At 62.3% G+C, this 24,742-nt stretch carries 25 protein-coding genes; 11 read left to right on the forward strand and 14 right to left on the reverse strand.

Features of this window, described 5'->3' with window-relative positions:
* Positions 1-3 precede the first annotated feature (3 nt).
* From petB to ROSMUCSMR3_RS14705, 3 genes are all read left to right on the forward strand, one after another.
* The gene (gene petB, locus ROSMUCSMR3_RS14695; protein ID WP_008281823.1) at positions 4-1,326 is read left to right on the forward strand and encodes a cytochrome b; all 1,323 of its coding nucleotides are present in this window, start codon (positions 4-6) and stop codon (positions 1,324-1,326) included.
* Positions 1,327-1,336: 10 nt separating this feature from the next.
* Positions 1,337-2,188, forward strand: a complete 852-nt coding sequence (locus ROSMUCSMR3_RS14700) for a cytochrome c1 (protein ID WP_008281824.1) — start codon at positions 1,337-1,339, stop codon at positions 2,186-2,188.
* A 184-nt stretch (positions 2,189-2,372) separates the two neighbouring features.
* On the forward strand, positions 2,373-3,413 hold the full coding sequence (locus ROSMUCSMR3_RS14705; protein WP_008281825.1) for a fatty acid desaturase: 1,041 nt from the start codon (positions 2,373-2,375) through the stop codon (positions 3,411-3,413).
* A 175-nt stretch (positions 3,414-3,588) separates the two neighbouring features.
* On the opposite strand, the gene ROSMUCSMR3_RS14710 is transcribed toward ROSMUCSMR3_RS14705, so the two are convergent.
* Both ROSMUCSMR3_RS14710 and mutY read right to left on the reverse strand, forming a co-directional pair.
* Positions 3,589-4,728 (reverse strand): alkane 1-monooxygenase, encoded by a 1,140-nt coding sequence (locus ROSMUCSMR3_RS14710; RefSeq protein WP_081507798.1) that lies wholly within the window; start codon positions 4,726-4,728, stop codon positions 3,589-3,591.
* A gap of 30 nt (positions 4,729-4,758) precedes the next feature.
* Positions 4,759-5,820, reverse strand: a complete 1,062-nt coding sequence (gene mutY, locus ROSMUCSMR3_RS14715) for an A/G-specific adenine glycosylase (protein ID WP_081507799.1) — start codon at positions 5,818-5,820, stop codon at positions 4,759-4,761.
* 82 nt (positions 5,821-5,902) lie between these two features.
* On the opposite strand from mutY, the gene ROSMUCSMR3_RS14720 reads away from it, so the two are divergent.
* From ROSMUCSMR3_RS14720 to ROSMUCSMR3_RS14730, 3 genes are all read left to right on the forward strand, one after another.
* Entirely contained in the window at positions 5,903-6,412 is a 510-nt protein-coding gene (locus ROSMUCSMR3_RS14720; protein WP_081507800.1) for a DUF721 domain-containing protein, read from the forward strand.
* 27 nt (positions 6,413-6,439) lie between these two features.
* Positions 6,440-7,048: a DsbA family protein gene (locus tag ROSMUCSMR3_RS14725; protein WP_081507801.1), complete on the forward strand. Its 609-nt coding sequence runs from the start codon at positions 6,440-6,442 to the stop codon at positions 7,046-7,048.
* A 115-nt stretch (positions 7,049-7,163) separates the two neighbouring features.
* The gene (locus tag ROSMUCSMR3_RS14730; RefSeq protein WP_081507802.1) at positions 7,164-8,513 is read left to right on the forward strand and encodes an aminotransferase class III-fold pyridoxal phosphate-dependent enzyme; all 1,350 of its coding nucleotides are present in this window, start codon (positions 7,164-7,166) and stop codon (positions 8,511-8,513) included.
* Between the two features lie 83 nt (positions 8,514-8,596).
* Here the strand turns inward: ROSMUCSMR3_RS14730 and ROSMUCSMR3_RS14735 are convergent, their stop codons facing one another.
* The 3 genes from ROSMUCSMR3_RS14735 to ROSMUCSMR3_RS14745 form a co-directional block, all read right to left on the reverse strand.
* Complete coding sequence (locus ROSMUCSMR3_RS14735) at positions 8,597-8,881, reverse strand: conserved coiled coil protein (protein WP_081507803.1); 285 nt, start codon at positions 8,879-8,881, stop codon at positions 8,597-8,599.
* A 124-nt stretch (positions 8,882-9,005) separates the two neighbouring features.
* On the reverse strand, positions 9,006-10,544 hold the full coding sequence (locus ROSMUCSMR3_RS14740; protein WP_008281833.1) for an alanine/glycine:cation symporter family protein: 1,539 nt from the start codon (positions 10,542-10,544) through the stop codon (positions 9,006-9,008).
* Positions 10,545-10,571: 27 nt separating this feature from the next.
* On the reverse strand, positions 10,572-11,006 hold the full coding sequence (locus tag ROSMUCSMR3_RS14745; protein ID WP_008281834.1) for a universal stress protein: 435 nt from the start codon (positions 11,004-11,006) through the stop codon (positions 10,572-10,574).
* Positions 11,007-11,264: 258 nt separating this feature from the next.
* Between ROSMUCSMR3_RS14745 and ROSMUCSMR3_RS14750 the strand changes: the two genes are divergently transcribed.
* Genes ROSMUCSMR3_RS14750 through ROSMUCSMR3_RS14765 form a run of 4 tightly spaced genes read left to right on the forward strand, consistent with a single transcriptional unit; the run spans position 11,265 to position 14,627 of the window.
* Entirely contained in the window at positions 11,265-11,711 is a 447-nt protein-coding gene (locus ROSMUCSMR3_RS14750; protein ID WP_008281835.1) for a TIGR01244 family sulfur transferase, read from the forward strand.
* Positions 11,708-12,427, forward strand: coding sequence for a 2-dehydro-3-deoxygalactonokinase (locus ROSMUCSMR3_RS14755; RefSeq protein ID WP_081507804.1), 720 nt, complete (start codon positions 11,708-11,710; stop codon positions 12,425-12,427). The genes ROSMUCSMR3_RS14750 and ROSMUCSMR3_RS14755 overlap by 4 nt, the downstream gene beginning before the upstream one ends.
* Positions 12,424-13,644 carry a 3-deoxy-D-manno-octulosonic acid transferase gene (locus tag ROSMUCSMR3_RS14760; RefSeq protein ID WP_081507805.1) on the forward strand — a complete coding sequence of 407 codons (1,221 nt, stop codon included), beginning with the start codon at positions 12,424-12,426 and terminating at the stop codon, positions 13,642-13,644. Before ROSMUCSMR3_RS14755 ends, ROSMUCSMR3_RS14760 begins: the two co-directional genes overlap by 4 nt.
* Positions 13,641-14,627: a tetraacyldisaccharide 4'-kinase gene (locus ROSMUCSMR3_RS14765; protein ID WP_081507806.1), complete on the forward strand. Its 987-nt coding sequence runs from the start codon at positions 13,641-13,643 to the stop codon at positions 14,625-14,627. Before ROSMUCSMR3_RS14760 ends, ROSMUCSMR3_RS14765 begins: the two co-directional genes overlap by 4 nt.
* A 4-nt stretch (positions 14,628-14,631) precedes the next feature.
* On the opposite strand, the gene ROSMUCSMR3_RS14770 is transcribed toward ROSMUCSMR3_RS14765, so the two are convergent.
* The 7 genes from ROSMUCSMR3_RS14770 to ROSMUCSMR3_RS14800 form a co-directional block, all read right to left on the reverse strand.
* Entirely contained in the window at positions 14,632-15,945 is a 1,314-nt protein-coding gene (locus ROSMUCSMR3_RS14770; RefSeq protein ID WP_081507807.1) for a M16 family metallopeptidase, read from the reverse strand.
* Positions 15,942-17,282 (reverse strand): M16 family metallopeptidase, encoded by a 1,341-nt coding sequence (locus tag ROSMUCSMR3_RS14775; RefSeq protein WP_081507808.1) that lies wholly within the window; start codon positions 17,280-17,282, stop codon positions 15,942-15,944. The genes ROSMUCSMR3_RS14770 and ROSMUCSMR3_RS14775 overlap by 4 nt, the downstream gene beginning before the upstream one ends.
* A gap of 74 nt (positions 17,283-17,356) precedes the next feature.
* Entirely contained in the window at positions 17,357-17,869 is a 513-nt protein-coding gene (locus ROSMUCSMR3_RS14780) for a DUF3035 domain-containing protein (protein WP_008281841.1), read from the reverse strand.
* 51 nt (positions 17,870-17,920) lie between these two features.
* The gene (gene lspA / locus ROSMUCSMR3_RS14785; RefSeq protein WP_008281842.1) at positions 17,921-18,391 is read right to left on the reverse strand and encodes a signal peptidase II; all 471 of its coding nucleotides are present in this window, start codon (positions 18,389-18,391) and stop codon (positions 17,921-17,923) included.
* Positions 18,392-18,398: 7 nt separating this feature from the next.
* Positions 18,399-19,988, reverse strand: a complete 1,590-nt coding sequence (purH, locus tag ROSMUCSMR3_RS14790; RefSeq protein ID WP_081507809.1) for a bifunctional phosphoribosylaminoimidazolecarboxamide formyltransferase/IMP cyclohydrolase — start codon at positions 19,986-19,988, stop codon at positions 18,399-18,401.
* Between the two features lie 24 nt (positions 19,989-20,012).
* Positions 20,013-21,767, reverse strand: coding sequence for a heparinase II/III family protein (locus ROSMUCSMR3_RS14795; RefSeq protein WP_081507810.1), 1,755 nt, complete (start codon positions 21,765-21,767; stop codon positions 20,013-20,015).
* Between the two features lie 95 nt (positions 21,768-21,862).
* The gene (locus tag ROSMUCSMR3_RS14800) at positions 21,863-23,131 is read right to left on the reverse strand and encodes an RsmB/NOP family class I SAM-dependent RNA methyltransferase (protein WP_081507811.1); all 1,269 of its coding nucleotides are present in this window, start codon (positions 23,129-23,131) and stop codon (positions 21,863-21,865) included.
* A gap of 69 nt (positions 23,132-23,200) precedes the next feature.
* Between ROSMUCSMR3_RS14800 and ROSMUCSMR3_RS14805 the strand changes: the two genes are divergently transcribed.
* Positions 23,201-23,392: a DUF1674 domain-containing protein gene (locus tag ROSMUCSMR3_RS14805; RefSeq protein ID WP_008281846.1), complete on the forward strand. Its 192-nt coding sequence runs from the start codon at positions 23,201-23,203 to the stop codon at positions 23,390-23,392.
* An 18-nt stretch (positions 23,393-23,410) separates the two neighbouring features.
* Here ROSMUCSMR3_RS14805 and ROSMUCSMR3_RS14810 read toward each other — a convergent pair whose 3' ends face one another.
* Both ROSMUCSMR3_RS14810 and dapB read right to left on the reverse strand, forming a co-directional pair.
* The gene (locus ROSMUCSMR3_RS14810) at positions 23,411-23,764 is read right to left on the reverse strand and encodes a dihydrodipicolinate reductase (protein ID WP_081507812.1); all 354 of its coding nucleotides are present in this window, start codon (positions 23,762-23,764) and stop codon (positions 23,411-23,413) included.
* Between the two features lie 58 nt (positions 23,765-23,822).
* On the reverse strand, positions 23,823-24,641 hold the full coding sequence (gene dapB, locus ROSMUCSMR3_RS14815; protein ID WP_081507813.1) for a 4-hydroxy-tetrahydrodipicolinate reductase: 819 nt from the start codon (positions 24,639-24,641) through the stop codon (positions 23,823-23,825).
* Positions 24,642-24,742 lie beyond the last annotated feature (101 nt).

The raw sequence follows: 24,742 nt of genomic DNA on the forward strand, positions 1-24,742 counted from the left end.
CAAATGTCCGGAATTCCGCACGATCACTACGAGCCCAAGACGAGCGGCGAGAAATGGCTGCATTCGCGCCTGCCCATCGTCGGCTTGCTCTATGACACCATCATGATCCCCACGCCCAAGAACCTGAACTGGATGTGGATTTGGGGGATCGTTCTGACCTTCTGTCTGGTGCTGCAAATCGTTACCGGCATCATTCTGGTGATGCATTACACGCCGCATGTCGATCTGGCCTTTGCCAGCGTTGAGCATATCATGCGCAACGTGAATGGCGGCCACTTCATCCGCTATCTGCACATGAACGGCGCGTCGCTGTTCTTTGTTGCGGTTTATCTGCATATTTTCCGCGGCCTCTACTATGGGTCCTACAAGGCCCCGCGTGAGGTGACATGGATCATCGGCATGCTCATCTATCTGATGATGATGGGTACGGCGTTCATGGGTTACGTGCTGCCTTGGGGCCAGATGTCGTTCTGGGGGGCCACGGTGATCACCGGTCTCTTTGGTGCGATCCCGTTCATCGGCGACTCGATCCAAACCTGGCTTTTGGGTGGGCCGGCGGTGGACAATGCCACGCTGAACCGCTTCTTCTCGCTGCATTATCTGCTGCCGTTCGTTATTGCCGCACTGGTTGCGCTGCATATCTGGGCGTTCCACACCACCGGCAACAACAACCCAACCGGGGTTGATGTGCGCCGCACGTCCAAGGATGAGGCCGCTCGCGATACTGTGCCGTTCTGGCCCTATTTCGTGATCAAGGACCTGTTCGCGCTTGCCGTGATCATGGTGGTGTTCTTTGCGGTTGTCGGCTTTATGCCCAACTACCTTGGCCACCCCGACAACTACATCGAAGCGAACCCTCTGGTCACGCCTGCGCATATCGTGCCGGAATGGTACTTCCTGCCGTTCTACGCGATCCTGCGCGCCTTTACCGGCGATGTCTGGGTGGTGATGTTCGCCAGCTGGATCACCGGTGGCATCATCGACGCCAAGTTCTTTGGTGTGTTGGCGATGTTCGGTGCGATCGCGGTCATGGCTTTGGCCCCGTGGCTTGATACCTCTTCGGTGCGGTCGGGCCGCTATCGTCCGATGTTCAAGTGGTGGTTCTGGCTTTTGGTGATCGACTTTGTCGTGTTGACCTGGGTTGGCGCAATGCCCGCCGAGCCGCCCTATTCGACCATCTCGTTGATCGCGTCGGCCTATTGGTTCGCCTATTTCCTGGTGATCCTGCCGCTCTTGGGCGTGATCGAGAAACCCGAGGCCCAGCCTGCCACCATCGAGGAAGACTTCGATGCGCATTATGGCAAGGCCCACACGCCCGCCGAATAAGAAAGGACGGATGACAATGTTCAAGACAACAGGCATTGCGGCCCTTGTGGCCCTGTCCCTCTCGACTGGCGGCGCATTGGCCGCCGGGGGCGAGGGGCATATCGAGGACGTCGCCTTTTCCTTTGAAGGTCCGTTCGGCAAGTTTGACCAGAACCAGCTTCAGCGCGGTCTGAAGGTCTATACGCAGGTCTGCGCGGCGTGCCACGGCCTGCAATATGTGCCGCTTCGGACCTTGGGGGACGAGGGGGGGCCGCAGCTGCCTCAGGATCAGGTTTTTGCCTATTCCGAGCAGTTCGAGGTGTTCGACCCGGAGCTTGACGATTTCCGGCCCGCCACCCCGACCGACCATTTTCCGGCTGTCACCTCTGCCAGTGCGCCGGACCTGAGCCTTATGGCCAAAAAGCGTGCGGGGTTTCATGGCCCCTACGGCACCGGTCTGAGCCAGCTTTTCAACGGTATGGGCGGGGCGGAATACATCTACTCGCTGATGGTCGGGTATCACGAAGCGCCGGAATGCGCGCCGGAGGATTTCACCGGCACGTATAACGCGGCCTTCACCGCCGGTGGCTATCCGGACGAGTGCAAGGATGAGGATGGCCATCACACGGTGCCCGGTAGCTGGATCGCCATGGGCCAGCCGCTCTGGGGTGACGATGTCGAATATGACGACGGCACCGTTGCCACGCTGGAACAGCAGGCCGAGGATGTTGCGGCCTTCCTGATGTGGACCGCAGAACCCAAGATGATGGCGCGCAAGCATGCGGGCCTGACCGGGGTGATCTTTCTGACGATCCTGTCGGTATTGCTCTATCTGACCAACAAGCGGATCTGGGCGCCGATCAAGGGCAAGAAGACAAGCTGAGTGAGTCGACCCATTTTATGAACTGCAAAGCCCCGCAAGGTCGTCTTGCGGGGCTTTTGCGTGACGTAGGGTCATAAATTTCTCAAACGTGGTCAAATAGCGCAGGGGGTAGGGTGACGCAACGTTTGCAAACGCTGGTCAATCCTCTATGAGTTTGGCAATCGGTACCAAAAAAAACAGGCACATGCTCGATCAACCCCACCCCGCCCCGCTGCCACCCGAAACACGTGCTGGCAGGGAATGGGCGCAACTCCTTGCGAAATACCGCGAGCCGAGTTCGCCCCGTGCTGCATTCGAACTGGCCGTGACCGTTGGTCCGTTCCTCGCACTTTGGGGGCTGGCTTGGTGGGCTTTGTCGCTGAGTTATGTGCTGAGTGTCGTGCTGGCGCTTTGTGCCGCGCCGTTCCTCTTGCGCCTCTTTGCGATCCAGCATGATTGCGGCCACGGGGCCTTTTTCAAGAGCCGGTCGATGAATGACTGGCTTGGCCGGGTGCTTGGGGTTGTGACGCTTACGCCCTATGACGTGTGGCGGCATTCGCATTCGATCCACCACAGTTCCTCGGGCAATCTGGGGCGGCGGGGGATTGGCGATATCGACACGCTGACGGTTGCGGAATATGCTGCGCTGACGCCGTTTCAGCGCCTGAAATACCGGGTTTACCGCAACCCGCTGGTTCTGTTCGGGCTGGGGCCGGGGTATATCTTTTTGCTGGAAAACCGTCTGCCGCTCGGTTTCATGGGCAAAGCGCGCTATTGGGTTAGCGCAATGGCCACCAATGCCGCTTTGTTGCTGGTGCTGGGTTTGGTGGGCTGGTTCGGTGGGCTGATGCCGATCCTCTTGATCTTTTTGCCCTCGACCGTTCTGGCGGCGACGGCGGGGGTGTGGCTGTTCTACGTGCAGCATCAATTCGAGACCACCCATTGGGAGGCCGAGGAAAACTGGCAATTGCATGATGCCGCCCTTGAGGGCAGTTCGCATTACGTGTTGCCCGGCTGGCTGCAATGGCTGAGCGCCAATATTGGGATTCACCACGTGCATCACGTCAACAGCCGTATCCCGTTTTATCGGCTGCCTGAGGCGTTGCGCGATCACGCGCAATTGGCGGAAATCAACCGGATGACCATCCGCGAGAGCCTCGCCAATGCGCGGCTCCACCTTTGGGATGAACAGGGACGCCGGTTGTTGTCTTTTGCCGAGGCACAGGCGGTGATCGAGCGCGCTTGACCTGACCGGTGCGTTGCCTCTCTGACGTGCAGGAGGGGCCGCCAAGCGCATCCATGCAGTTCTTTCTCAGAGGGCTGCACGATCCTTGTCAAACTCCATCAGTTTGACCCTTTGGATACCGCTTACTTCAGTGTCGATACGCCGCGCGCGGCCTTTGGCCCCGGCCGATGTACGTCTAGCGCGGCATCGGGGTGCTGGCGCGATTATAGGGTCGCCAATTGGTGATCTCGGGGTAATACATCTCGCGCCAGCGGCGCACGCGGGGGTTCATCACCCGCCGCCAAATGGGCGGAACCATGGCGGCCATGGTCATCACCGGATAGCCATAGGGCAATTGCGGCGCGTCCGCCTCGGTATAGTTCTGCAAGAGCGGAAAGCGGCGATCGGGTTTGTAGTGATGATCGGAATGGCGTTGCAGGTTGATCAACAGCCAATTTGACGCCTTGTGTGCCGCGTTCCAGCTATGGCGCGGTTGAACATGCTCGTATTTGCCGCCACCGAGATGTTTGCGGGTGAGGCCGTAATGTTCGATGTAGTTTACAAGCTCTAGCTGCCAAATCGCGACAAAGGCTTGCCAGAAAAACAGGCCAAGCCCAATCCAGCCGCCGATCAGAACGGCAAGCAGGGCCATGAAGCCTTGGAGTGCCCAGTATTTGAAAAACGGGTTCTTGAGGTCGTGCCAAGGCAAGTTGCGGCGGGCGAGCATCTCGGCCTCGGCCTTGAAGGCTGACTGCCAGCTTTGCCGCAGCACGCGCGGGAAAAAGCGGTGAAACCCCTCGTTATAGCGGGCTGTGACGGGATCGCGGGGGGTGCCGACGTAGCGGTGGTGCACCAAAAGATGCTCTGACCGGAAATGCGAATAAAGCACCATGGCGAGCAGAACATCGCCAAGAAATCGCTCGCTCCGGTTTTTCTGGTGCATGAGTTCATGGCTATAGTTGATGCCCACAGTACCGGTGATCACCCCCACCCCGAAGAACAGAAGGATGGTTTCCAGCGGGCTGAGATGCGCGTCGCCCGGGCCTGTGACATACCAGATCAACCAATAGAGCAGGCCAAATTGGAACGGTGCCCAGATCAGGGTGATCGCGCGATACCAGGTCAGTTGATCGTCGCGCGTCTCAAGATCGGCATTCTCGGTATAGAGCCCGAGAAAGGCGTCGAGGATCGAGAAAAAATACCATGTGGTCAGAGGCAACAAAAGCACGGTCCAGCCGCCTTGCAATGCGCCCAAGACGGCCACAGGGAGCAAGATAAGCGACATCCAGAAGGGCAGGGCGCGGTGCAGTTGGGCAACCTTGTCGGCGGGTATCATGGAACGGTCCTGAGAAGTTTCGCGCTTGCGTTATGGGGTATAGTTTAGCGCAGCCCGCGCGAGGTCAAAGACCTTTCGCATGAGGGTTGGCAGCTCTGTGGGGCGAAACGCTGCGTCAGATAGGAACATGCCACGTTCGGGGGGCACGCCATCGGGCACAAAGGCCACGTGGACGGTGAGGCGGAGGTGGAAATGAGTGAAAGTGTGGCGCGCTTCGGCCTCTAGCTGTTGCCAGTCGGCGGCGATGGGCGGTGTGTGGAGCGGAGATTCGCCCCAGTCGCTGCCGGGCCAGCCCAGCATGCCGCCCAAGAGGCCGCTATCGGGGCGGCGTTCCAAGAGCCATGCGCCATCGGCGCGACGGGCGACATAGGCGTGACCATGGCGCACCGGCTTGGGCGTTTTGGGCAGTTTGCGGGGGAGATGTTGGGCGGTGCCTGCGGCGCGGGCCGCACAGGGCGCACGCCACGGGCAAAGACCGCAGGCGGGGGATTTGGGCGTGCAAATGGTGGCGCCAAGATCCATCACCGCCTGAGCATAATCGCCGGGCCGCAAGCGGGGGGTAAGGCGCGCTGCCGCCTCGGTCAACGCGCGCTTGGCGGTGGGGAGGGGGGTATGGATATCATAGAGCCGGGCCATCACCCGTTCGACATTGCCGTCTACCACGACATGCGGTTGATCGTGGGCAATCGCTGCAATGGCGGCGGCGGTATAAGGCCCGATGCCGGGCAGGGCGCGCAGGCCGTCAAGCGTGTCGGGAAACCGCCCGCCATGATCGCGCACCACAACGCGCGCGCATTTCAGAAGGTTTCTGGCGCGGGCGTAATAGCCCAGTCCGGCCCATTCCCCCATGACCTGCGCATCCTCGGCCGCGGCAAGATCGGCGACGGTGGGCCAAAGCGTGGTGAAGCGCAGGAAATAGGATTTGACCGCCGCGACGGTGGTCTGTTGGAGCATCACCTCGCTCAGCCAGATACGGTAGGGATCGGGATGGGCACCAGCCGCGCGGGCTGCGGGGCTGATCCGCCAAGGCAGGTCGCGGGCATGGGTATCATACCACGCAAGCAGGCTTTCGGCCTCGGCGAAATAACGCATAGTTTACCCCCTTGCCGCGCAATCGGCTCTGGTATCCCCTGTCACATGCCATAGATTAGCGCCAGTGAGGAGAGCGCCAACCATGACCAGCCGCAAGGCCGCGACATACGGGTTCAAACGCACCTCGGCGTTGTTGCAGACCAGCATACGCCGCGCCTCCGAGAGCCGTGGATTTGCGCAATCGCGGCTATTGACGCATTGGGCCGAAGTGGTGGGCGACGACATCGCCGCCATCGCGCGGCCCGTCGAAGTGTCCTATGCGCGGCAGGGTATGGGGGCGACGCTCACGTTGCTCACGACCGGCGCGCAGGCCCCGATGCTGGAGATGCAGAAGGAAAAGCTGCGCGAGCGGGTCAATGCCGTCTATGGCTACAATGCCATCGCGCGTATCCGCATCACTCAGACCGCGCCCGTGGGCTTTGCAGAGGGGCAGGTGGAGTTCACCCATCGGCCCAAAGTGGCGGCCCCGCCCGTCGTGGCACCCGAGACGCTGCAAACCGCCACGAGCCTTGCCGCACCTGTGACCGACGATGGATTGCGGGCGGCGCTGGAAAGGCTGGCGCGCAACGTGTTAACAAAGTCACAACACTGACTGACCCATCAGACCAAGGATAATGATATGAAACACTTGATCGCAACCGGGGCGCTGGCCCTTGCCATGCTTACCGGACCCGCCGTGGCGCAAGAGGCGGCCCCGGATACATCGCAAATCGTCGAAATGACGATGGGGCCAGAGGATGCCAAGGTGACGATCATCGAATACGCGTCCTTTACCTGTCCGCATTGTGCCAATTTTCACAAGGGGCCGCTCAAGCAGTTGAAGGCTGAGTATATCGACACGGACAAGGTGCATTTCATCTATCGCGATGTCTATTTTGACCGGTTCGGCCTATGGGCGTCGATGGTGGCGCGCTGTGGCGGGCCCGAGAAATTCTTTGGCATCTCGGACATGATTTATGAGCAGCAGGGGGAATGGACCCAAGGCGAGCCTGCCGCGATTGCCGACAACCTGCGGCGGATCGGCAAGGTTGCGGGGCTGGAGCCGGATGCGGTTGAGGCCTGTCTCAATGACACCGAAAAGGCCAAGGCGCTGGTCGCGTGGTATCAAGAGAACGCCGAGGCCCATGGCGTCGAGTCGACGCCGACGCTGGTGATCAACGAGCAGAAATATGCCAACATGGCCTATGACGATCTCAAGGCGATCATCGAGGAAAAGCTGTCGGAGTGATCCACCAAGCGGGGTTGGGTCGGGATTGCGTATCCCGGCCCGTTTATCCCTCTGGACAGTTTCGCACGGCAGTGGCAGAATTTGATCAAATTCCCTCTACCTGCCGGAGCACCCCATGAAAGACGACAATTTCCTGCGTGAGATGAACGCGCGCCATCTGTGGCACCCGATGGGGCATCCCGGTGAGCAGCAGGCCAATGCGCCGAAAATCATCAAAAGTGCCGCAGGTGTGCGGATCACCGATATCGACGGGCATGATCCGGTGGATGCGGTGGGGGGCCTGTGGTGCGTCAACCTTGGCTATTCCAACGATGTGGTGAAGCAGGCGATTTCCGATCAGCTTTGGCAATTGCCTTATTATTCTGCCTTTGCCGGCAGCACCAACCCTGCGGCCATCGAAGCCTCTTATGCGGTGCAGGAGTTCTTTGCCGAGGATGGGATGACGCGCGTCTTTTTCACCTCGGGCGGGTCGGACAGCGTGGACACGGCGCTGCGCATGGCGCGGCAATATCATCGCCTGCGGGGCGAGCCGACGCGCACCAAGTTCCTGAGCCTGAAAAAGGGCTATCACGGCACCCATTGGGGTGGTGCGTCGGTCAATGGCAACAACCGGTTCCGGATCACCTATGAGCCGCTGTTGCCGGGCTGTTTTCATCTGCCCAGCCCCTATACCTATCGCAACCCGTTCGATGAGATGGATGGGGCCAAACTGGCGGAAAAGATTGCTGCCACCATGGTGGATGAGATCGAGTTTCAGGACCCCAGCACGATTGCCGCCTTTATCATGGAGCCTATTCAAGGGGCTGGCGGTGTGATCGTGCCGGATGCGTCCTTTATGAAGCATATGCGCGATATCTGCGACCGCTACGGCATTCTGATGATCTCGGACGAGGTGATCACCGGATTTGGGCGCACGGGGGATTGGACCGGAGCCCGGCATTGGGGCGTCAAGCCCGACATGATGACCATCGCCAAGGGCATCACCAGCGGCTATTTCCCTGTGGGCGGCGTGGTTCTGGGCGACAAGGTCGCCGAGGTGTTTGAAAAGGCGGGGCCAGAGGGCAGCATCTGGACCGGCTACACCTATTCGGCGCATCCCGTGGGGGCGGCGGCGGTGGTGGCCTGCCTGTCAGAAACGCTGCGGCTGGATACCAAGAGCAATGCCGCTGTGCGCGGCACGCAGCTTTATGAAGGGGTCAAGAAGCTGGCCGAAAAATACGACATCATCGGTGATGTGCGTGGCGGTCATGGCTTGATGATGGGAATCGAGCTGGTCAGCGACCGCGCGAAAAAGACGCCCATGGATGCCGCGACCATGAAGCGGGTGCATCAGGCGACGTATGAGGCGGGGGCGATGGTGCGTCTGGGGGCGCATAATATCCTGATGTCGCCGCCTCTGGTGATTTCCGAGGCTGAGGTGAACGTGATCCTGTCGGCGCTTGATGCCGGGTTTGCGGCAGCCTGAGCAGGCCATTCTACCTCTGAAAAAGCACGCAAGCGCCTGTTATGGCGCTTGCGTGGCGGCAGTTGAAAAGGCTGGGCAGACAGTTAGCCAAACCGACCCCATGCTGATTTCATGGCTTTGGACATGTTGTCCCAAGCCTCGTCTGCGCCGGTCTTGAAATCTTTCCACGCTTCGATGCTGGCGGCCTCAATCTTGTCATACTGGGCTGCCATGTCGGCGCGTTTCTCGCGCAGCTCTTTGATCTGCTCCTGATATTTGATCTGCATGTCGGCAGACGCCTCGCGCGACTGGGCTTGCAGCTTGTCGATTTCGGCTTTCCATTGATCGAGTTGGGCTTGCAGCTTGTTCTGGTATGTTTCTTTGTCCATAACGGGTCCTCCTTGAGGGAAAATCGTCGTGTCGTTCTGACGTCTACCTATGCATGATCTCTATGAATCCAAAGGGGCCAGCGGATGTCCGCTGGCCCCCATGATTGTCAAATCGGGTGAAAAGTTACTCGAACTTCTTGATTTCGCCTGATTTGAGCCGGCTGAGGTAGCTGTCCAACTCGCGTTTGACGATGGGCATCAGGATGTAGAGCCCGATGATATTGACCACTGCCATGGCAAAGATCGCCGCATCCGAGAAGTCGATCACCGGGCCAAGATTGGCGGCGGCACCGATCACCACGAAGATGCAGAAGATCACCTTGAACACCAGTTCCTTGGTCTCGCCTTCGCCAAAGAGATAGGTCCAGGCCTTGAGGCCGTAATAGGACCAGCTGATCATGGTGGAAAAGGCAAAGAGCACGACGGCGATTGCCAGAACATAAGGAAACCAACTGATCGCACTGCCAAAGGCCGCCGAGGTGAGGCCCACGCCCGAAGTGCCGCCGACGGTTTGGATCGCGGTGCCCGCTTCGTTGAGCAGGTAATTGCCATCCGGTCCTGCAACAAGCTGCCCGGTGATGATGATCACAAGAGCGGTCATGGTGCAGATCACCACGGTGTCGATGAAAGGCTCAAGCAGCGATACGAACCCTTCGGTGATTGGTTCCTTGGTGCGCACCGCCGAATGGGCGATGGCCGCCGAACCAACACCAGCCTCGTTCGAGAAGGCGGCGCGTTTGAAGCCCTGAATGAGCGCGCCGACCATGCCGCCCGCGACGCCAAGCCCGGTAAAGGCCCCTTCGAAAATCTGGCCAAACGCCCAGCCGATCTGATCCGCGTTCATCACGATGATGATAAGCGCTGTGCCGACATAGAGGATACCCATGAACGGCACGACCTTTTCGGTGACCCGCGCGATGGATTTCAGGCCGCCCACGATCACCGCAAAGACCACACCGGCAAAAATCACGCCGGTGATCCAGCCCGGATATGCGCCGACGATGCCCGCAATCTGCTGATGCGCCTGATTGGCCTGAAACATATTGCCGCCGCCAAGCGCGCCAAGGATACAAAAGATCGAGAAGAGCACGGCGAGGATTTTGCCACCCGGCACGCCGCGTTCGGCAAAGCCCTTGGTCAGGTAATACATCGGGCCGCCGGAAACGCGCCCGTCGGGGTATTCGTTGCGGTATTTCACGCCCAAGGTGCATTCGGTAAACTTAGACGCCATGCCCATGAGGCCCGCAAGGATCATCCAGAAGGTGGCACCGGGGCCACCGATGCTGACCGCAACGGCGACGCCTGCGATATTGCCAAGGCCGACAGTGCCCGAGAGGGCCGTCGCGAGCGCCTGAAAATGGCTGACCTCACCGGCATCGTTGGGGTCGGAGTAGTCGCCTTTGACCAATGCAATGGAATGGCCGATCGCGCGAAACTGGATAAAGCCGAAATAGAGCGTGAACACGGTGGCACCAATCACCAACCAAGCCACGATCCACGGAAAGGAGGTGCCCGGAAAGTTGGAAAAGATCAGATTGACGAACCAGCCGGTTGAACTTGCGAAGATCTGATTGACCTTTTCATCAACGGATTGTGCATGGGCGGGCATGGCAAGCAATGCCGCCCCGACCGCAGCCGCCGCAGGAAATGCGTATCGTTTCATTTTTATCATCCCTGTTGTTTCTATATTTTATGGAACAATGGTGCAGGGCACCGGCGCTGTCTGAACGAGCGCACCGGCGACTGATCCGAACACCCGCGCGCCAATCGCCGACTGGCCATCACGCCCGATCACGATTTGAACGGCGTTCACCTCTTTGGCGATACGGCAGAGCAGATCGGCGGTATTGCCGTAGCGGATCATGGTCTCAACCGGCATCCCGCTGTCCTGCAATTCGGCCACGACGGTGGAAGTGATCGCCTTTTCGGCGCGTTCCATTTCTTCGCGGCGGCGTTTGTGGCGCTCTTCCAATTCGCTTGCGGTCAGGAAGGAATAGGGCGACCATTCAAGCACATGCGCCAGAACGATGGTGCCGCCCTGAGCGCGTGCGCGGTCTACCGCGAATTCCAAGGCGCGTCGCGATGACACGCTGCCGTCGTAGCCGACGACGAACTTTCCAGACATGACAGGATCTCCCTCGTTGTTGTTGCTTGTCCGGGCATCCTGACGGCGCCCGGTAGGTTACTCTACCAGAGGTTACGTCTGCGGTTTTCCCGGATTTCCCGGTTTTGCAGGCCGAACGCTGTAAATTTCGGCAAAATTCGGGATGTCCTGCAAGAATCTTCGGCTTTGATGCAGAGTTGCGTGCGTGGCGTATCGCCGCGCGCCGCTCTGTCACGGTGACGTCTGTCCCATTGAATCCGGCGGGGGATTTGCGCATAGATGGGCCAAACCCTGCTGGAGAGCCTCATGGACTTGCGCCTGATTACCCAAGATTTCACTGTGTCCCCGCAGATCGAGGTGGCGGATGTGGCCGCTCTCGTCGATGCCGGATATCGCTCGATCCTGTGCAACCGACCGGATGGCGAGGATTATGGGCAGCCTGCGTTTGATGCCGTTGCGGCGGCGGCAGAAGCGGCGGGGCTGGCGGTGCGGTGGGTGCCCATCCATTCTGGGCAGATGACGCAGGCTGCGCTGGACGAGTTTCGCGTGGCGCTAGAGGAAATGCCCAAGCCGATCCTTGCCTATTGCCGCTCTGGCACGCGCTGCACGATGCTGTGGAGCATCACGCGGTTCGAAGACTTGGGTGCGGACGAGATCCTGCGCGCGACCGCGAAGGCGGGCTATGACATGTCCGGTCTTGTGGCGCAGCTTGAACGCCGACAATGACCGATTGGGCCGCCATCGGCCATGACGGAGCGTGCGCGCGCGCCTTTGTGATGCAGGGCGCGCGGATCGTCGAGCAGGCCGCAGCCCCGGATGAAGCAGCTGCGCGGGCGCAGCTCCTGTCGATGCCGCAGCGGGTGTTTCGCATCGGTGAGGGGCAGGGGGATCACTTGCCCACGCAGGTATTGCCCCAAGGTGGGCGGGGTCTGGCCCCGCTGGTTCAGGACACCCCGCCCGATGTGATCGACGCTTGGGTGCGCCTTTTGCTGATCGGTCTTTTGCAGGCGCGGGCGCAATGGGATGGGGTGGCTTGGGTGGTCGGGCGCGACCTGAGCCATTGGGTGCATCTGAGCGCGGGCGAGGCGGTGAGTTGCCAGAGCTTTGTGACGCCCCGGCTGGTGCGTCTTTTGGGCGGTGCGGTGCTGCCCTCTGCTGAGGCCATGGCTGATACGCTCAGCCGTCCGGAACGATTGGCGGCGCATCTGCGGGGGGCGGAGGTGCGCGGGGATTCGGCCGCGATCACCGGGCATCTGTTGGCGGCGGAATTGGCTGCGGCGCGGCCCTATTGGCTAGGGCAAAGCGTGGTGCTGATTGCGGATGGATCACAAGCAGAGGGCCTTGCCGGAGCGCTGCGAGAGCATGGGGCGCCGGTCGAGCATGTCGCGCCTGAAAGTCTGATTGCATCGGCCTTGGCGGCGCTTGCCGGGGTGCTGGCGTGAGCCGGTCGCTTAGCCTATCGGCCTATTTGGCCTATGCGCGCCGCGCCGGGCGCGCGGGCCCTGTGCCGGATCAGGTGCGCCCGCCCGGGCCCTTGATTTGGGCGCATGCGGTCGATGCGGCGCGCGCGGACACGCTGGTGCATCTTGCGGAGCGGTTGGCGGCGCAGCGGCGCGGCTTGCATCTTTTGTTGACCACATCAAGCACGACCCCGGCCCGGACCGACATGGCGGCATCGGTCATCTGGCAGACAGTGCCCGAGGATAACCTGCCCGCCGCTGAGGCATTTTTGGCCCATTGGCGGCCTGATATCTGTGTGTGGACGGGCGGCGATTTGCGGCCTGCGCTGCTGATCTGTGCCTCGCGGATGGCGACCCCGCTTTATCTGGTTGATGCCGACGAGGAAAATCTGGACCGGGCAAGCTGGCGTTGGTTTCCCGACATGCCGCGCGCGGTGCTGGGGCTATTTACGGAAATCCTGACGCGGACCGAAGCGGCGGCACGGCTGGTGCGCCGCTTTGGGGCACCCGAACGGATCGTGACCGTCACGGGCGCGTTCCAAGAAGGGGCGATGACGCTGCCGTTTAATGCCGCCGAGCGCGAAGAGATGGCGGGCCTTTTGCGCAGTCGCCCGATCTGGTTGGCCTCGCGCATCCACCGCGATGAATTGGCAACCGTGCTGGAAACCCACCGTGAAGTCAGCCGTCTGGCGCATCGCAGCGTGCTGATCCTTGTGCCGGACGATTTGCAGGACTGCGCCGAGATGCGCGCCACGCTGGAGGCGCAGGGTTGGCGGGTGGCGGTCTGGTCCGAGGGCGAGATCCCAAGCGAGACAACGCAGGTGATTCTGGCCGATACGCGGGGCGAGATGGGGCTGTGGTATCGTCTGGCCCCGGTGACGTTCATGGGCTCGTCGCTGGTGTCTGGACAACATGGGCGCGATCCCAATGAGCCCGCCGCGCATGGCTCGGCAATCCTTTATGGCCCCAATGTGGGCCGCTATCTCAATCGCTATTCGCGCTATGCCGAGGCGGGGGCGGCGCGGATTGTGCGCGACAGCCCGACGCTGACAGCGGCGGTGCAGCGGTTGATTGCGCCGGATCAGGCGGCGGTGATGGCGCATGCGGCGTGGGATGTGGCCTCGCGTGGGGCGGCTGTGACTGACCGTATTCAAGATATGCTGCTGGATCGGCTGGACAGGCTGGACGCCGCGCGATGAGCCTGCCCGCCTATTGGTTCACGCCACCGGATCGGCCCGGTTTGCGCGCGCGGCTTTTGACCCCTTGGGCGCTCTGGCGTGCGCGGCGCGCGGGGGCAGATCAGGTTGGCTGGCGTGCGCCGGTGCCGGTGATCTCGGTCGATATGTTGGCGGCGGGGAGCGTGGGCAATTTGCCTGCGGTGCTGGCGGTGATCGGGCAGGTGCAGAGGCTTGGGTTTGCGCCCGTGATCCTTGCGCGCGGGGCGGCGGGGCCGGTTCGGATTGATCCGCGCCGCCATTGTGCGGAGGAGGTTGGGGGCGCTGCGCTGCTTGCGGCCGATTTTGCGCCGACTTGGGTTGCGCCCGACTGGGCTGAGGGCGCGCGGGCGGCCTTGGCGGAGGGGTCTGCCGATTGTTTCGTGATGATGGGCGGGCTGCGCGATCCCGCGTTGATCAAGGACCTGTCCATTGGGGTGGTCGATGCCGTGCGCGGCTTTGGCAATGGGCGGTGTCGTCCGGCTGGGCCACTTGCCGAGCCGTTGGAGGCTGGGTTGGCGCGGGTTCACCTGATGCTGAAGGTGGGGTCGCATGCCGCGCAGGCGCGGTTTGCAGCGCTATGGGGCGCGCGGATTTCATCGCCGGTGATGGCGGGCGAATTGCAACCGCTGGAAACGGGCATGGATTGGGCGGGCGCGCGGGTCTTGGCCTTTGCGGGGGGCGAAGATCCGGCGCTTTTCTTTGCCATGTTGCGGGGGCTTGGGGCAGAGCCTGTGCGCTTTGAGGCGTTGGCCACCAAGGAAGCCTATGGTCCGGGCCTATTGGCGCGGTTGGAGCGAGAGGCGTCTTTGCGCCGCGCCCAGCTGGTGACGACAGAAGAGGATGCCGTGCGGTTACCACTGGCGTTCCGGCGCAAGGTGATCAGCCTGCCGATGCGCTTGCAGGTGCCAGACCTTGCGCCGTTGGATGCGGCCCTGACGCAGGCGGGGCTACGTCAGGACAAATGATCCGTCAGTTGAGGGTGCTGTCCAATCCAACAGGCTGACCCACCACGACAAAGGTCAGCGTTTCCGGATCGAGCAATTCGCGCGCGACACGGTTGATATCGTCGAGCGCGACGGCATTCACCTTGTCATTGCGCGTTACGATGTAATCGGTCGGCAACCCCTCCATCTGCATGCCGACGGCGATGTCGGCGATGGGTCCATTCCCCTCGAACTGCAAAGGGTAGGCGCCGGTCAGATAGGTTTTGGCGTTTTCCAGCTCTTCAGGTGTGACACCCTCTGTGTGGATACGGTCCCATTCGTCACGAATGACAGTGATCGCCTCGGCGACGCGGTCGTTGGCAGAGGCGACAGACCCCATCCAGAGTTGGGCCGCGTCCTTGTCCGCGAGATAGGAATAGACGCCATAGGTCAGGCCGCGCTTTTCACGAACCTCGCTCATCAACCGACTTTCAAAGCCGCCACCGCCAAGGATGTGGTTGAGGATATAGGCGGCAAAGAAATCGGGATCGTCGCGGTCGATGCCAGGTTGGGCAAAGGCCACAATGGATTGCGGTGTCGCAAAATCAGTGACCTTCACACCGCCCGGCAGATTAGGCGCGACATTGCCCGGCAGCGGTGCGCCGCTTTCGGGCAGGTCGCCAAGCAGGCTATCGAGAAGGGCGGCAAGCTCTGCCTCGGTGATGTCGCCCACGGCAGAGACATAAAGCCTGTCACGGGCCAGAGCGCCCTGATGTGCGGCCAAAATATCGTCGCGGGTAAGGGCCGTGACACTCTCGATGGTGCCGTCAAGCGATGAGCCATAGGGATGATCGCCGAACACGAGGCTGTCAAACGCTTGTCCGACGATATCGCGCGGATCGGTTTGCGACGCGTTGATGATCGACAGGATCTGGGCGCGCACACGCTCGATGGCGTCGGGATCAAAGCGCGGCTCTACGAGGCTTGAGCGCAGGAGATCGACCGCTTGATCGCGGTTTTCGGTCAGAAACCGGGCTGAGACGCTGACGCGGTCGTCATTGACGGAATAGCGGAAATCTGCGGCGAGGGATTCAGAGGCGCGCGCAAAGCCCTGCGCGTCCATCTCGGCGGCGCCTTCCTCAAGCAGGCCGACCATAAGATTGGTCACGCCGCGCTTGCCCTCCGGATCAAGAGAGCCGCCGCCGCGAAAGCGCAATTCAAGCGCCACGAAGGGGATCGAGTGATCCTCGACCAGCCAAGCCTCAAGCCCGCCGGGCGTTGTGATTTCCCTGACCTCGATTTCAGCGCGCGCGGGCAGCGCAGCCAGCAAAAGAACGAAACTCAGAACGAAACGGATCATTGCGTGACCTCCGGTGCCATAAGCCAGCCTGTGACAGATTGCGTGCGATCCAGCACGTCGCGTGCGGCCTGCAAGATGTCTTCTTCGGTTGTGGCCTGAAGGATCGCGGGCCACGCTTGCACATCGGCCACGGTCAGCCCCTGTGTCAGCGCCTGACCATAGCGATTGGCCAAGCCGCCGGCATCGTCACGGGCATAGGTTTCCGAGGCGCGGAATTGCGTCTTGATACGCTCAAGCTGTTCGGCATCCACGCCTGTTTCCAGGAATGTCAGAAGCGCCTCGTCCATCGCCGCCTCGGCCTGTTCCAGTGTGACACCGGGGGCGGGCACGACAAAGAGGTCAAAGGTGGTGTCATCCAGCGACAGGCCCGAATAAGACGCGCCAACCTGCACCGCTGTCTGGTTCTGGAATTGCAGTTTCTCGGCCAGAAGGGATGTTTGACCGCCACCCAGAATATCGGCCAGCAGGGTCAGCGCTGCGGCCTTTTCCTGTGCGCCGCTGTCACGCTCGGGGGCGAGATAGGAGCGGGTCACATAGGGTTGCGACACGCGCGCGTCGCGCAACGTGATCCGCCGCTCGGCAAGTTGCGGCGGCTCTTGCGGGCGGGCGCGCTCGGGCAGGGCAGGGTTGGCAGGGATGGGGCCGTAATAGGTGTCGGCCAGAGCGCGCACCGCGTCAGGCGTGACATCACCCGCGATGATCAGGATGGCGTTATTGGGGGCGTAGAATGTTCGATAGAACTCTAGCGCCGCGTCAAGATCGAGGGCCTCCATCTCGTGCCGCCAGCCGATGATCGGCACACCGTAACGGTGATTGAGATATTGCGTCGCGTTCTTTTGCTCACGGAACAGCGCGCCGGGGCTGTTTTCGACCCGTTGATTGCGTTCTTCGATGATCACATCGCGCTCGGTCAGGATATCGGCCTCGTCGAGCTGCAGATTGGTCATACGGTCCGATTCCATCCGCATGACCAGCTCAAGCCGGTCGGCGGCGATACGCTGGAAATAGGCGGTGTAATCATAGCTGGTAAAGGCATTGTCCGAGCCGCCATTGCGCGCCACGGTGGCGGAAAATTCGCCTGGTTCCATGGTCTTGGTGCCCTTGAAGAGCAAATGTTCAAGAAAATGTGCAACGCCCGAGACGCCCGGCGTTTCGTCGGCAGACCCGGCGCGATACCACAGCATTTGCGTGACAACTGGCGCGCGGTGATCCTCGATCACCACCACATCAAGCCCGTTGTCGAGCGTGAAATGCGTCACCTGATCGGTGGTCGAGGCTGATACTGGGGCCGCGAGCGGTAAGAGGGCCAGCGTCAGCCCGGCAAGGAAATGTCGCATTTACGGTCTCCGGTCTAAGTCGCATTTGATCAAGTAGATACGCCTTGGCCGCGCCGTTTCAAGCGGTTGGGTGTTCACTCTGGCGGGGGCGGGCTTGCCGGGGTGAGAACGCCGCGGTTGCGCAGACGTTGTTCCTCTGAGTAGGCATCCAGCCATTCGCGGCGGTAGGCCTGAACATAATCGTCGCCGGGCAGGAAGCGCAGCACGTCGACGCGGCCATGCGCCTGACGCAGGGCCTTGTCCTCGGCGGCGAGGGTCTGGCGGATGGCGGGGGTGGCCCCGTAGCGGTTCGCGTGATTGACGAGCGCGCCATTGCCTGCGACCCCACCTGCCGAATTGCCCCCCAAGGCGGCCAAACCATCGGCCAGCGGGTTTTGATCCGTCAGATTGGCACCACCGGGGTTCGGGGCAGGCAGGCTGGCCAAATCCTCGGGTGTTTGCAAGGGCTTGCCGGGAATAATGGAAAACTCGTCAGGCCCGTTTCCGGTATGACGAATCTTGCTGAGCGTGACGTCGTCGCGCCCGCCGCACCCGGCCACGAAAGTGGCCACAAGAAGGGTCAGAACTGTTTTTCGCGGCATCGCCATCGCCACTCTCCTGCAAGGTCATGGGAGCCTTATCGCATTCAAAGCCCGAGGTCACGAGGGCTTTTTGCCAGACGGCAGCAGAACCATACCAAAGGCCCCGACGAAAACCGCAATGTCGGCCACGTTGAACGCATAAGGATTGGTAAAGCCGCAGCAAGACATATTAAGGAAATCCGCCACCGCGCCATAGATCAGCCGGTCGATCACATTACCGAGAGCGCCGCCCACCAGCAGCCCCGCCGCCAAGCGGTGCCAGCGGCCCAAGGGTTCGGTATGCACCCACCAGAGCACTGCGCCTGCGATGACCAGCGCCACCGCGATCAGCACCCAGCGTGTGACCGGATCATCACCGGCGAGAATCCCGAAATTGATGCCGTAGTTCCACGCCATGCGGAGGTTGATAAACGGCGGCCACAGGTCAATCGCCCCGAGACTGCGCAGGTCCATCGCATGTACCACAAGATATTTCGTGGCCTGATCCAGCAGGAAGATCCAGAATGCTGTCCAGAAAACAATCCGCATCGGCGCGTCAGTGCCGGAAATGGCGCATGCCGGTGAAGACCATCGCCAACCCCGCCGCATCTGCCGCTGCAATCACCTCGTCGTCGCGCATCGAGCCGCCGGGCTGAATGATCGCGGTGGCACCCGCCTCTGCGGCAGTCATCAGGCCATCTGCAAAGGGAAAGAACGCATCCGAGGCCACGACGCTGCCTTGGGTCAGGGGGGCCGCCAGACCAAGGGTTTCGGCCATGTCCACCGCCTTGCGCGCAGCGATACGGCAGCTATCGACCCGGCTCATCTGGCCTGCGCCCACGCCCACGGTGGCCCCATCCTTGACGTAGACAATGGCGTTGGATTTGACGTGTTTCGCCACTTTCCACGCAAAGAGCAGATCCGCCAATTCGCGCGGTTCGGGCGCGCGTTTGGTCACGACCTTGAGGTCGCTTGCGGCGATATGGCCGGTATCCTTGTCCTGTACCAGATAGCCGCCGGAGACCTGCTTGATCATCCGCCCCGCCGTGGCGGGATCAGCCAGCCCGTCTGTCAAAAGGAGGCGCAGGTTTTTCTTCTTGGCGAAAATACTCATGGCACCGGCGTCGGCACCGGGGGCAATCACCACCTCGGTGAAAATTTCTGCAATCTCTTCTGCGGTGACGGCATCCAGCGGCTGATTGAGCGCGATGATGCCGCCAAAGGCCGAGGTGCGATCGCAATCAAAGGCGTGTTTATAGGCCTCAAGCAGGGTCGCGCCACGCGCCACGCCGCAGGGGTTGGCGTGTTTGATAATGGCGCAGGCAGGGCCATCGGCCGGGGCGAATTCGCTCACCAGTTCAAAGGCCGCGTCTGTGTCGTTGATGTTGTTATAGCTCAGTTCCTTGCCCTGCACCTGCCGGGCGGTGGCCACGCCAGGCCGGTCCGAGCCATCGGTGTAAAAGGCTGCTGCCTGATGCGGGTTCTCGCCATAGCGCAGGGTTTGTGCCAGCGTGCCAGCAAAGGCACGGCGGCGCGGCGCGGCATCTTCGATGGCCCCGGCCAGCCATGTGCTGACCGCCGCGTCATAGGCGGCGGTGCGGGCATAGGCGATTTGCGCCAGTCGTTGACGGAAGGCACGTGTGGTCTGGCCGTTATGCGCGTCCAGCTCTGCCAGAAGCGGCGCGTAATCGGCCACATCCACGACCACGGTGACAAAGCCGTGGTTCTTGGACGCGGCGCGGATCATCGCCGGGCCGCCGATGTCGATATTCTCGACGCAGTCTTCATAGTCGCCACCGCGGGCGACGGTTTCCTCGAACGGGTAGAGGTTGACGACCAAAAGGTCGATCGCACCAATGCCATGCGCCTGCATCGCCGCCTGATGCTCGGGATTGTCGCGCAGCGCCAAAAGGCCGCCATGCACCATCGGGTGCAGGGTTTTCACGCGCCCGTCCATCATTTCAGGAAAGCCCGTAACCTCGGCCACGTCACGCACCGCAAGACCGGCCTCGCGCAGCGCCTTGGCGGTGCCGCCGGTGGACAAGAGCTCGACTCCGCGCGCGGCCAGCGCTTGGCCAAGCTCGAGAAGCCCGGTCTTGTCAGAAACGGAAAGAAGGGCGCGGGTGATGGGCGCGTGATCGGTCATATCGGGCGGTCCTGCCTTGTCGGTTCACTCATCGGCCACGGGATCAAGCGCCTCCTCCTCGACATCGCGGATGCCGACCGGGGTATCTTGCGCCTTGGCCAGTGACCATCTCAGATGGGTCGCATAGTCCATCGCGCGACCGGATAAAACGATCTGTTTGGTCGCACGCGGTTTGAGGCGCGTTTTTTCAAGATACACACTCGGTTGCAAGGACAAAGCGGCGCGCGCGTCGCTGCGGAACACCCAAATTTCGCCGCTGCGCAGCGCCAGAGAGATGGCGGCCCCCCCCATATCGACCGAGGCATCTACATCCGGGTGCAAATGAAAGCGGATATCATAGGCAATGCCCTTCATGCGGGTCTCGTCTAGGGCGCGGTCAAAGCGGCGTTTGTCCGTCTCTTCGATGGCGAGCAGCATATCCTCACCCACCAGCGCGCGCCCGTCCAAGGTAAGGTCGAGTTGGCGCACATGGGTAAGGCCATGACCGCGCAGATAGCCGTCCTGCGCCCCTTCAAAGCGCAGCCCGTCGGGGGCCTTGGTCAGGTTGACCGGCACATGGCGCGGCGCTTCGCTCAGCCAGTCGGGGTGGCGTTTGTCATTGCTCAATCGCGCGCTGGAGCCATTGGCCAGCACCAGCGTCGAATGCGAGGGCGTGGCCCGGCCTGCCCGTCGCCATTCTGGCCCAAAACTATGGCCTGAGCCGCAATTGACGATCAGCGGGCGTCGGCCCGAGGTCAGTTCCAACGCAAGGGTCGAGGCATGCGCCCCCGAGGACGCCGCGCCGGTGGGTGGCGGGGCCGCGTCGATGATCACGCTGGTGCGGCCCGCGCCAAGCCGCGCAAAGCCCATGGCGAACCCGTCCGTGCGCCGGGTCTTGACCCCGCTGGTGGCAAGCGCGCTGTCAAGCCGCCCTTCCAGCCCGCGCCCGCCGCCGTGAAATCGGGCCAGCCCGCCATCGGCATGGCGCAGGCTGCGCAGGGTTGGGGCAATCCGCTCGATCGCGCGCCAATGCGCCTCGCCTGCGGTCTTGCCGGATTCGCTGAGCGCCATGGCGGCCCATGTGAGCAGGGTAAAGACCTCTAGCAGCTCTTCTGGGTTGCGGGTGGGCACGCCGCCCTGCGCGTCGATCTGCGTCTCGCATTCTCGCGCCAGCGCCGTCAGCGCCGGATCGAGATGCGGGTGCATCCCCTCAAGCGACAATCCGGCATAGATCAACCCGGTCAGCGCCTCGAACCGAGGCAGACCGGGGCGGGCGGCCTGCCAGCGGCGGGCAAGAAAGGCGGTCTGCTGCGCCAAAGAGCGGTAAAAGGGGCCAGACGCCTGTGACGGCTGGCCGCTGAGCACGAAAAGCGCCTGACTGATCCAGCGAATCAGGCGGCGGCCAGTCAGATCCGGGGTCCAGCCCGGTCCGGTGCCGTTGCCGTAAAGGTCGATCCAAGCCCAGAGCCATTCTTGCGCGCGCGCCCGTGCCGCCGCATCGCCCGCCGCCGCCAGATCGTCGAGCCAGCCAAAGCCGTGCAGTTGCGCGGCAAAACCCGCGTCGGGCGGGTCAAGTTTCCAGATGAGCGTATCCGGGGCCTCTATGAGGTGCCCCGCAAAGACGAAATTTCCTGCGCACAGCTGACGGCCCCGCGCGAGATAGCCGATGCTGCGCGGTTCCGGCTGCGACAGAAAGGCGGTGGCAGGGCGGCTGAGCGCGGCGCGGCGTGCCGCCAGCCGGTTCAGCAGGCGCGACCAGCGCTCTGGCCAGCGTTCTGGCAAGGGATCGGATGTGGACATATGCCGTGCCTCTGGACGCTTCTCGCGGCGTTGATGAGCACACTATAGCGGTGGGGGGGAATCAAGTCACCGTTTCTTTGTTGGCTTTTCTGGCCTTAAAACCGGAGGCAGGCGATATAGAATCCATCCATTCCACCCAAGTCTGCCCAGTAATCGGGCCGCAGACGCAGCCCGCCTTCTTCGGTGATCCACGCGGGATCAATCCCCGGCTGCGCAAGGGCCGCGCGGTCTACTGTGAGGCCGGGATGACGCGCCAGCGCTTCCTCTACCTGACATTCGCCCTCGTCTGGCAAAAGCGAACAGGTGCAAAAGACAAGCCGCCCGCCGGGTTTCAGGAGGGTCAGCGCATGATCCAGCATCTCAGCCTGAAGGGTGATGAGCGCGCCAAAGTCTGAGCCGTCCTTGGCATGGGGCAGGTCGGGATGCCGCCGAATGGTGCCTGTCGCCGAACAGGGCGCGTCGAGCAGAATTGCGTCATAGGGTCCCCCCTGATGGGCGCGGGCATCCTCGACACGGCAGGTGGCCTCAAGCCCGGTGCGCGCAAGGTTTTCGGCGACACGTGCCATGCGGCGCTCTGACAGGTCCAGCGCTGTCACCTCGGCCCCTGCCGCGGCCAGTTGCAGCGTCTTGCCCCCCGGTGCGGCGCAGAGATCCAGCACTGTTTCGCCGGGCTGCGGGGCCAGAACCTGCACCGGCAAAGCGGCGGCAGCGTCCTGCACCCACCATGCGCCCTCGGCATAGCCGGGCAGGGCCGAGACCTGCCCCGGATCGCTGCGTCGCAGGGAACCCGTAGGCAAAAGCGTGGCACCCAGACGGTCTGCCCAGCCTTGCGGATCGGATTTCACGGTGATGTCGAGCGCTGCCCCGGCGAAATGTGCGCGTTCCATCGCTGTGACGGCCCCCTTGCCCCAAGCCTCGACCAATGGGCCACGCAGCCAATCGGGCAGGCCGGGCTGGCGCAGGTCGTTCCAACTGCGCGGGGCCTCTTCGGCCACTTTGCGCAGCACGGCGTTGACCAGCCCCTTGAGATTGGCATGACGCGGGCTCTGGCCGATAATGTCTACAGCGTCATTGACCACGCCATGCGACTCGCCGCCCTGTGCCAGCTCTACGGTTGCCAGACGCAGCACGTTCTGCACGGGCAGGGGCGGCCCCTTGCGCAGGTGGCGCGACAAGAGGCGGTCGGCGCGCGCCAGCCCGCGCAATGTTTCGGAGGCCAGCCGTTGCGCGCGAGCGCGGTCGGCGGGGGCAAGTGGATCAAGCGCGCCGCCCGCGATGAGATCGGACATAAGCCGCCCCTCGCCCAACACGCGGTCGAGCAGATGCGCCGCGGCGGAGCGGGCGGTGAGCTTGGGCTTTTTCATGGGCCATGTCCTTGGCGAAGGGTTGGCTGTGCGATATATCAGTGGGGTCTTGCCAAGGAAAGCCCGTCGATGACCGATGATACACAGACGCCGTCCCGTGATTTGCCCCCCGCAGCACAGCGCGCGCTTGCCGAAGCCGAGGCGCGGCGCAAAGCGGCCGAAGCACTGGACCTGCCGCGCGAATTGGGCGGCCGGCGTGAAGGTTTGGAACCCGTGCGCTACGGCGATTGGGAGAAGAAGGGCCTTGCCATCGACTTTTGAGGGGGCTGGCGCGCGGCGTTATCTCAGGCTGAGATCGGCAAACTGTCCAGCGCCCTGATCCGAGATGAAGCGCAGCGTGTTTCCCTGCACCCGCACGGCCTGACAGTTGGGGCCAAGATCCATGCTGCCCCAATAAAGATCACGGCAGAAGTAATCTCCGTTCCAGCGCCATGCGCCGGTCACATCGCGACCAAAGGCACGGCCTTTGATCTGGCCATCTGAGGTCACGTTCAAGGTGATGCCGAACCGCGTTAGATCACGGCCCTCGATCAGAGAAACGAAGCGGTCGCGTTTTGTCACCGGGGCAAAGCCCTCTGCCATGGCAGGGGCGGCAAGGCCGAGGATCAAAAGAACAGCAAGGACAACGCGCATCGGGACACCATAGACAAGTTGGTTTCTAAGGTGGCTACGCAGGAGTGCCGGGATCGGATCAGTTATCGCCGAGGCCCAGAACGTCGATCATGTCATAGTTGCCCGGTTTGCGCCCCAGCCCCCAGAGTGCGGCCTTGAGCGCGCCACGCGCAAATATCGCGCGATCGGTGGCGATGTGGCGCAGGACGATCCGCTCGCCCGCCGCTGCAAAGATCACGTCATGCTCGCCCACGATGTCGCCGCCGCGAATGGCGGAAAATCCGATATGCCCGCGCGTGCGTTTGCCGGTGATGCCGTCGCGGGCGCGGTCGCTGGCCCGCTCGAGCGCCACCCCGCGCCCCTCTGCCGCCGCTTCGCCCAGCATGAGCGCCGTGCCCGAGGGTGCATCGACCTTTTGATTGTGATGCGCCTCGACGATCTCGATATCGAAATCCTCGTCCAAGGCCGCTGCCACGCGCTTGGTCAGTTGGGTAAGCAGGTTGACACCAAGGCTCATGTTGCCCGCGCGAATGATGACCGCATGGCGCGCGGCGGCGTCCAGCTTCGTCAAGTGCTCTGCCTCAAACCCGGTTGTGCCGATCACGTGCACGACCCGCGCCTGAGCTGCCAGAATGGCGAATTCCAGCGTGGCGGCAGGCGCGGTAAAGTCGATCACCGCATGGGCGCGCGCGATTGCCTCGAGCGGGTCATCGGTCACTGTGACACCGATCTCGGCCCCGCCCATGGCGCGGCCCACATCCTGCCCGATCCAATCGTGTCCGGGTCGCTCCAACGCGCCGATCAGCTGCGCGCGGGGGCTCTCAGCCAGCGTGCGGATCAGCATCTGGCCCATACGGCCCGAGGCCCCTGTGATCACGATGCCCGGCAGGTCGGTCATTGGTGGCTCCTTGGTGGTGATTGCGGGCCTGCATAGCGCGCCGGGCTTGAAGCGGCAAGGGCGCGGGTGACGGCACGGTCTGGGCAGGAGTATTTCAGCCA

Origin of the sequence: Roseovarius mucosus, assembly GCF_002080415.1 — a bacterium.
Lineage (GTDB): Bacteria > Pseudomonadota > Alphaproteobacteria > Rhodobacterales > Rhodobacteraceae > Roseovarius > Roseovarius mucosus_A.

Coding starts and splice junctions, on each gene's coding strand:
- petB (WP_008281823.1), top strand. CDS start 4: ATGTCCGGAATTCCGCACGATCACTACGAGCCCAAGACGAGCGGCGAG.
- ROSMUCSMR3_RS14700 (WP_008281824.1), top strand. CDS start 1,337: ATGACAATGTTCAAGACAACAGGCATTGCGGCCCTTGTGGCCCTGTCC.
- ROSMUCSMR3_RS14705 (WP_008281825.1), top strand. CDS start 2,373: ATGCTCGATCAACCCCACCCCGCCCCGCTGCCACCCGAAACACGTGCT.
- ROSMUCSMR3_RS14710 (WP_081507798.1), bottom strand. CDS start 4,728: ATGATACCCGCCGACAAGGTTGCCCAACTGCACCGCGCCCTGCCCTTC.
- mutY (WP_081507799.1), bottom strand. CDS start 5,820: ATGCGTTATTTCGCCGAGGCCGAAAGCCTGCTTGCGTGGTATGATACC.
- ROSMUCSMR3_RS14720 (WP_081507800.1), top strand. CDS start 5,903: ATGACCAGCCGCAAGGCCGCGACATACGGGTTCAAACGCACCTCGGCG.
- ROSMUCSMR3_RS14725 (WP_081507801.1), top strand. CDS start 6,440: ATGAAACACTTGATCGCAACCGGGGCGCTGGCCCTTGCCATGCTTACC.
- ROSMUCSMR3_RS14730 (WP_081507802.1), top strand. CDS start 7,164: ATGAAAGACGACAATTTCCTGCGTGAGATGAACGCGCGCCATCTGTGG.
- ROSMUCSMR3_RS14735 (WP_081507803.1), bottom strand. CDS start 8,881: ATGGACAAAGAAACATACCAGAACAAGCTGCAAGCCCAACTCGATCAA.
- ROSMUCSMR3_RS14740 (WP_008281833.1), bottom strand. CDS start 10,544: ATGAAACGATACGCATTTCCTGCGGCGGCTGCGGTCGGGGCGGCATTG.
- ROSMUCSMR3_RS14745 (WP_008281834.1), bottom strand. CDS start 11,006: ATGTCTGGAAAGTTCGTCGTCGGCTACGACGGCAGCGTGTCATCGCGA.
- ROSMUCSMR3_RS14750 (WP_008281835.1), top strand. CDS start 11,265: ATGGGCCAAACCCTGCTGGAGAGCCTCATGGACTTGCGCCTGATTACC.
- ROSMUCSMR3_RS14755 (WP_081507804.1), top strand. CDS start 11,708: ATGACCGATTGGGCCGCCATCGGCCATGACGGAGCGTGCGCGCGCGCC.
- ROSMUCSMR3_RS14765 (WP_081507806.1), top strand. CDS start 13,641: ATGAGCCTGCCCGCCTATTGGTTCACGCCACCGGATCGGCCCGGTTTG.
- ROSMUCSMR3_RS14770 (WP_081507807.1), bottom strand. CDS start 15,945: ATGATCCGTTTCGTTCTGAGTTTCGTTCTTTTGCTGGCTGCGCTGCCC.
- ROSMUCSMR3_RS14775 (WP_081507808.1), bottom strand. CDS start 17,282: ATGCGACATTTCCTTGCCGGGCTGACGCTGGCCCTCTTACCGCTCGCG.
- ROSMUCSMR3_RS14780 (WP_008281841.1), bottom strand. CDS start 17,869: ATGGCGATGCCGCGAAAAACAGTTCTGACCCTTCTTGTGGCCACTTTC.
- lspA (WP_008281842.1), bottom strand. CDS start 18,391: ATGCGGATTGTTTTCTGGACAGCATTCTGGATCTTCCTGCTGGATCAG.
- purH (WP_081507809.1), bottom strand. CDS start 19,988: ATGACCGATCACGCGCCCATCACCCGCGCCCTTCTTTCCGTTTCTGAC.
- ROSMUCSMR3_RS14795 (WP_081507810.1), bottom strand. CDS start 21,767: ATGTCCACATCCGATCCCTTGCCAGAACGCTGGCCAGAGCGCTGGTCG.
- ROSMUCSMR3_RS14800 (WP_081507811.1), bottom strand. CDS start 23,131: ATGAAAAAGCCCAAGCTCACCGCCCGCTCCGCCGCGGCGCATCTGCTC.
- ROSMUCSMR3_RS14805 (WP_008281846.1), top strand. CDS start 23,201: ATGACCGATGATACACAGACGCCGTCCCGTGATTTGCCCCCCGCAGCA.
- ROSMUCSMR3_RS14810 (WP_081507812.1), bottom strand. CDS start 23,764: ATGCGCGTTGTCCTTGCTGTTCTTTTGATCCTCGGCCTTGCCGCCCCT.
- dapB (WP_081507813.1), bottom strand. CDS start 24,641: ATGACCGACCTGCCGGGCATCGTGATCACAGGGGCCTCGGGCCGTATG.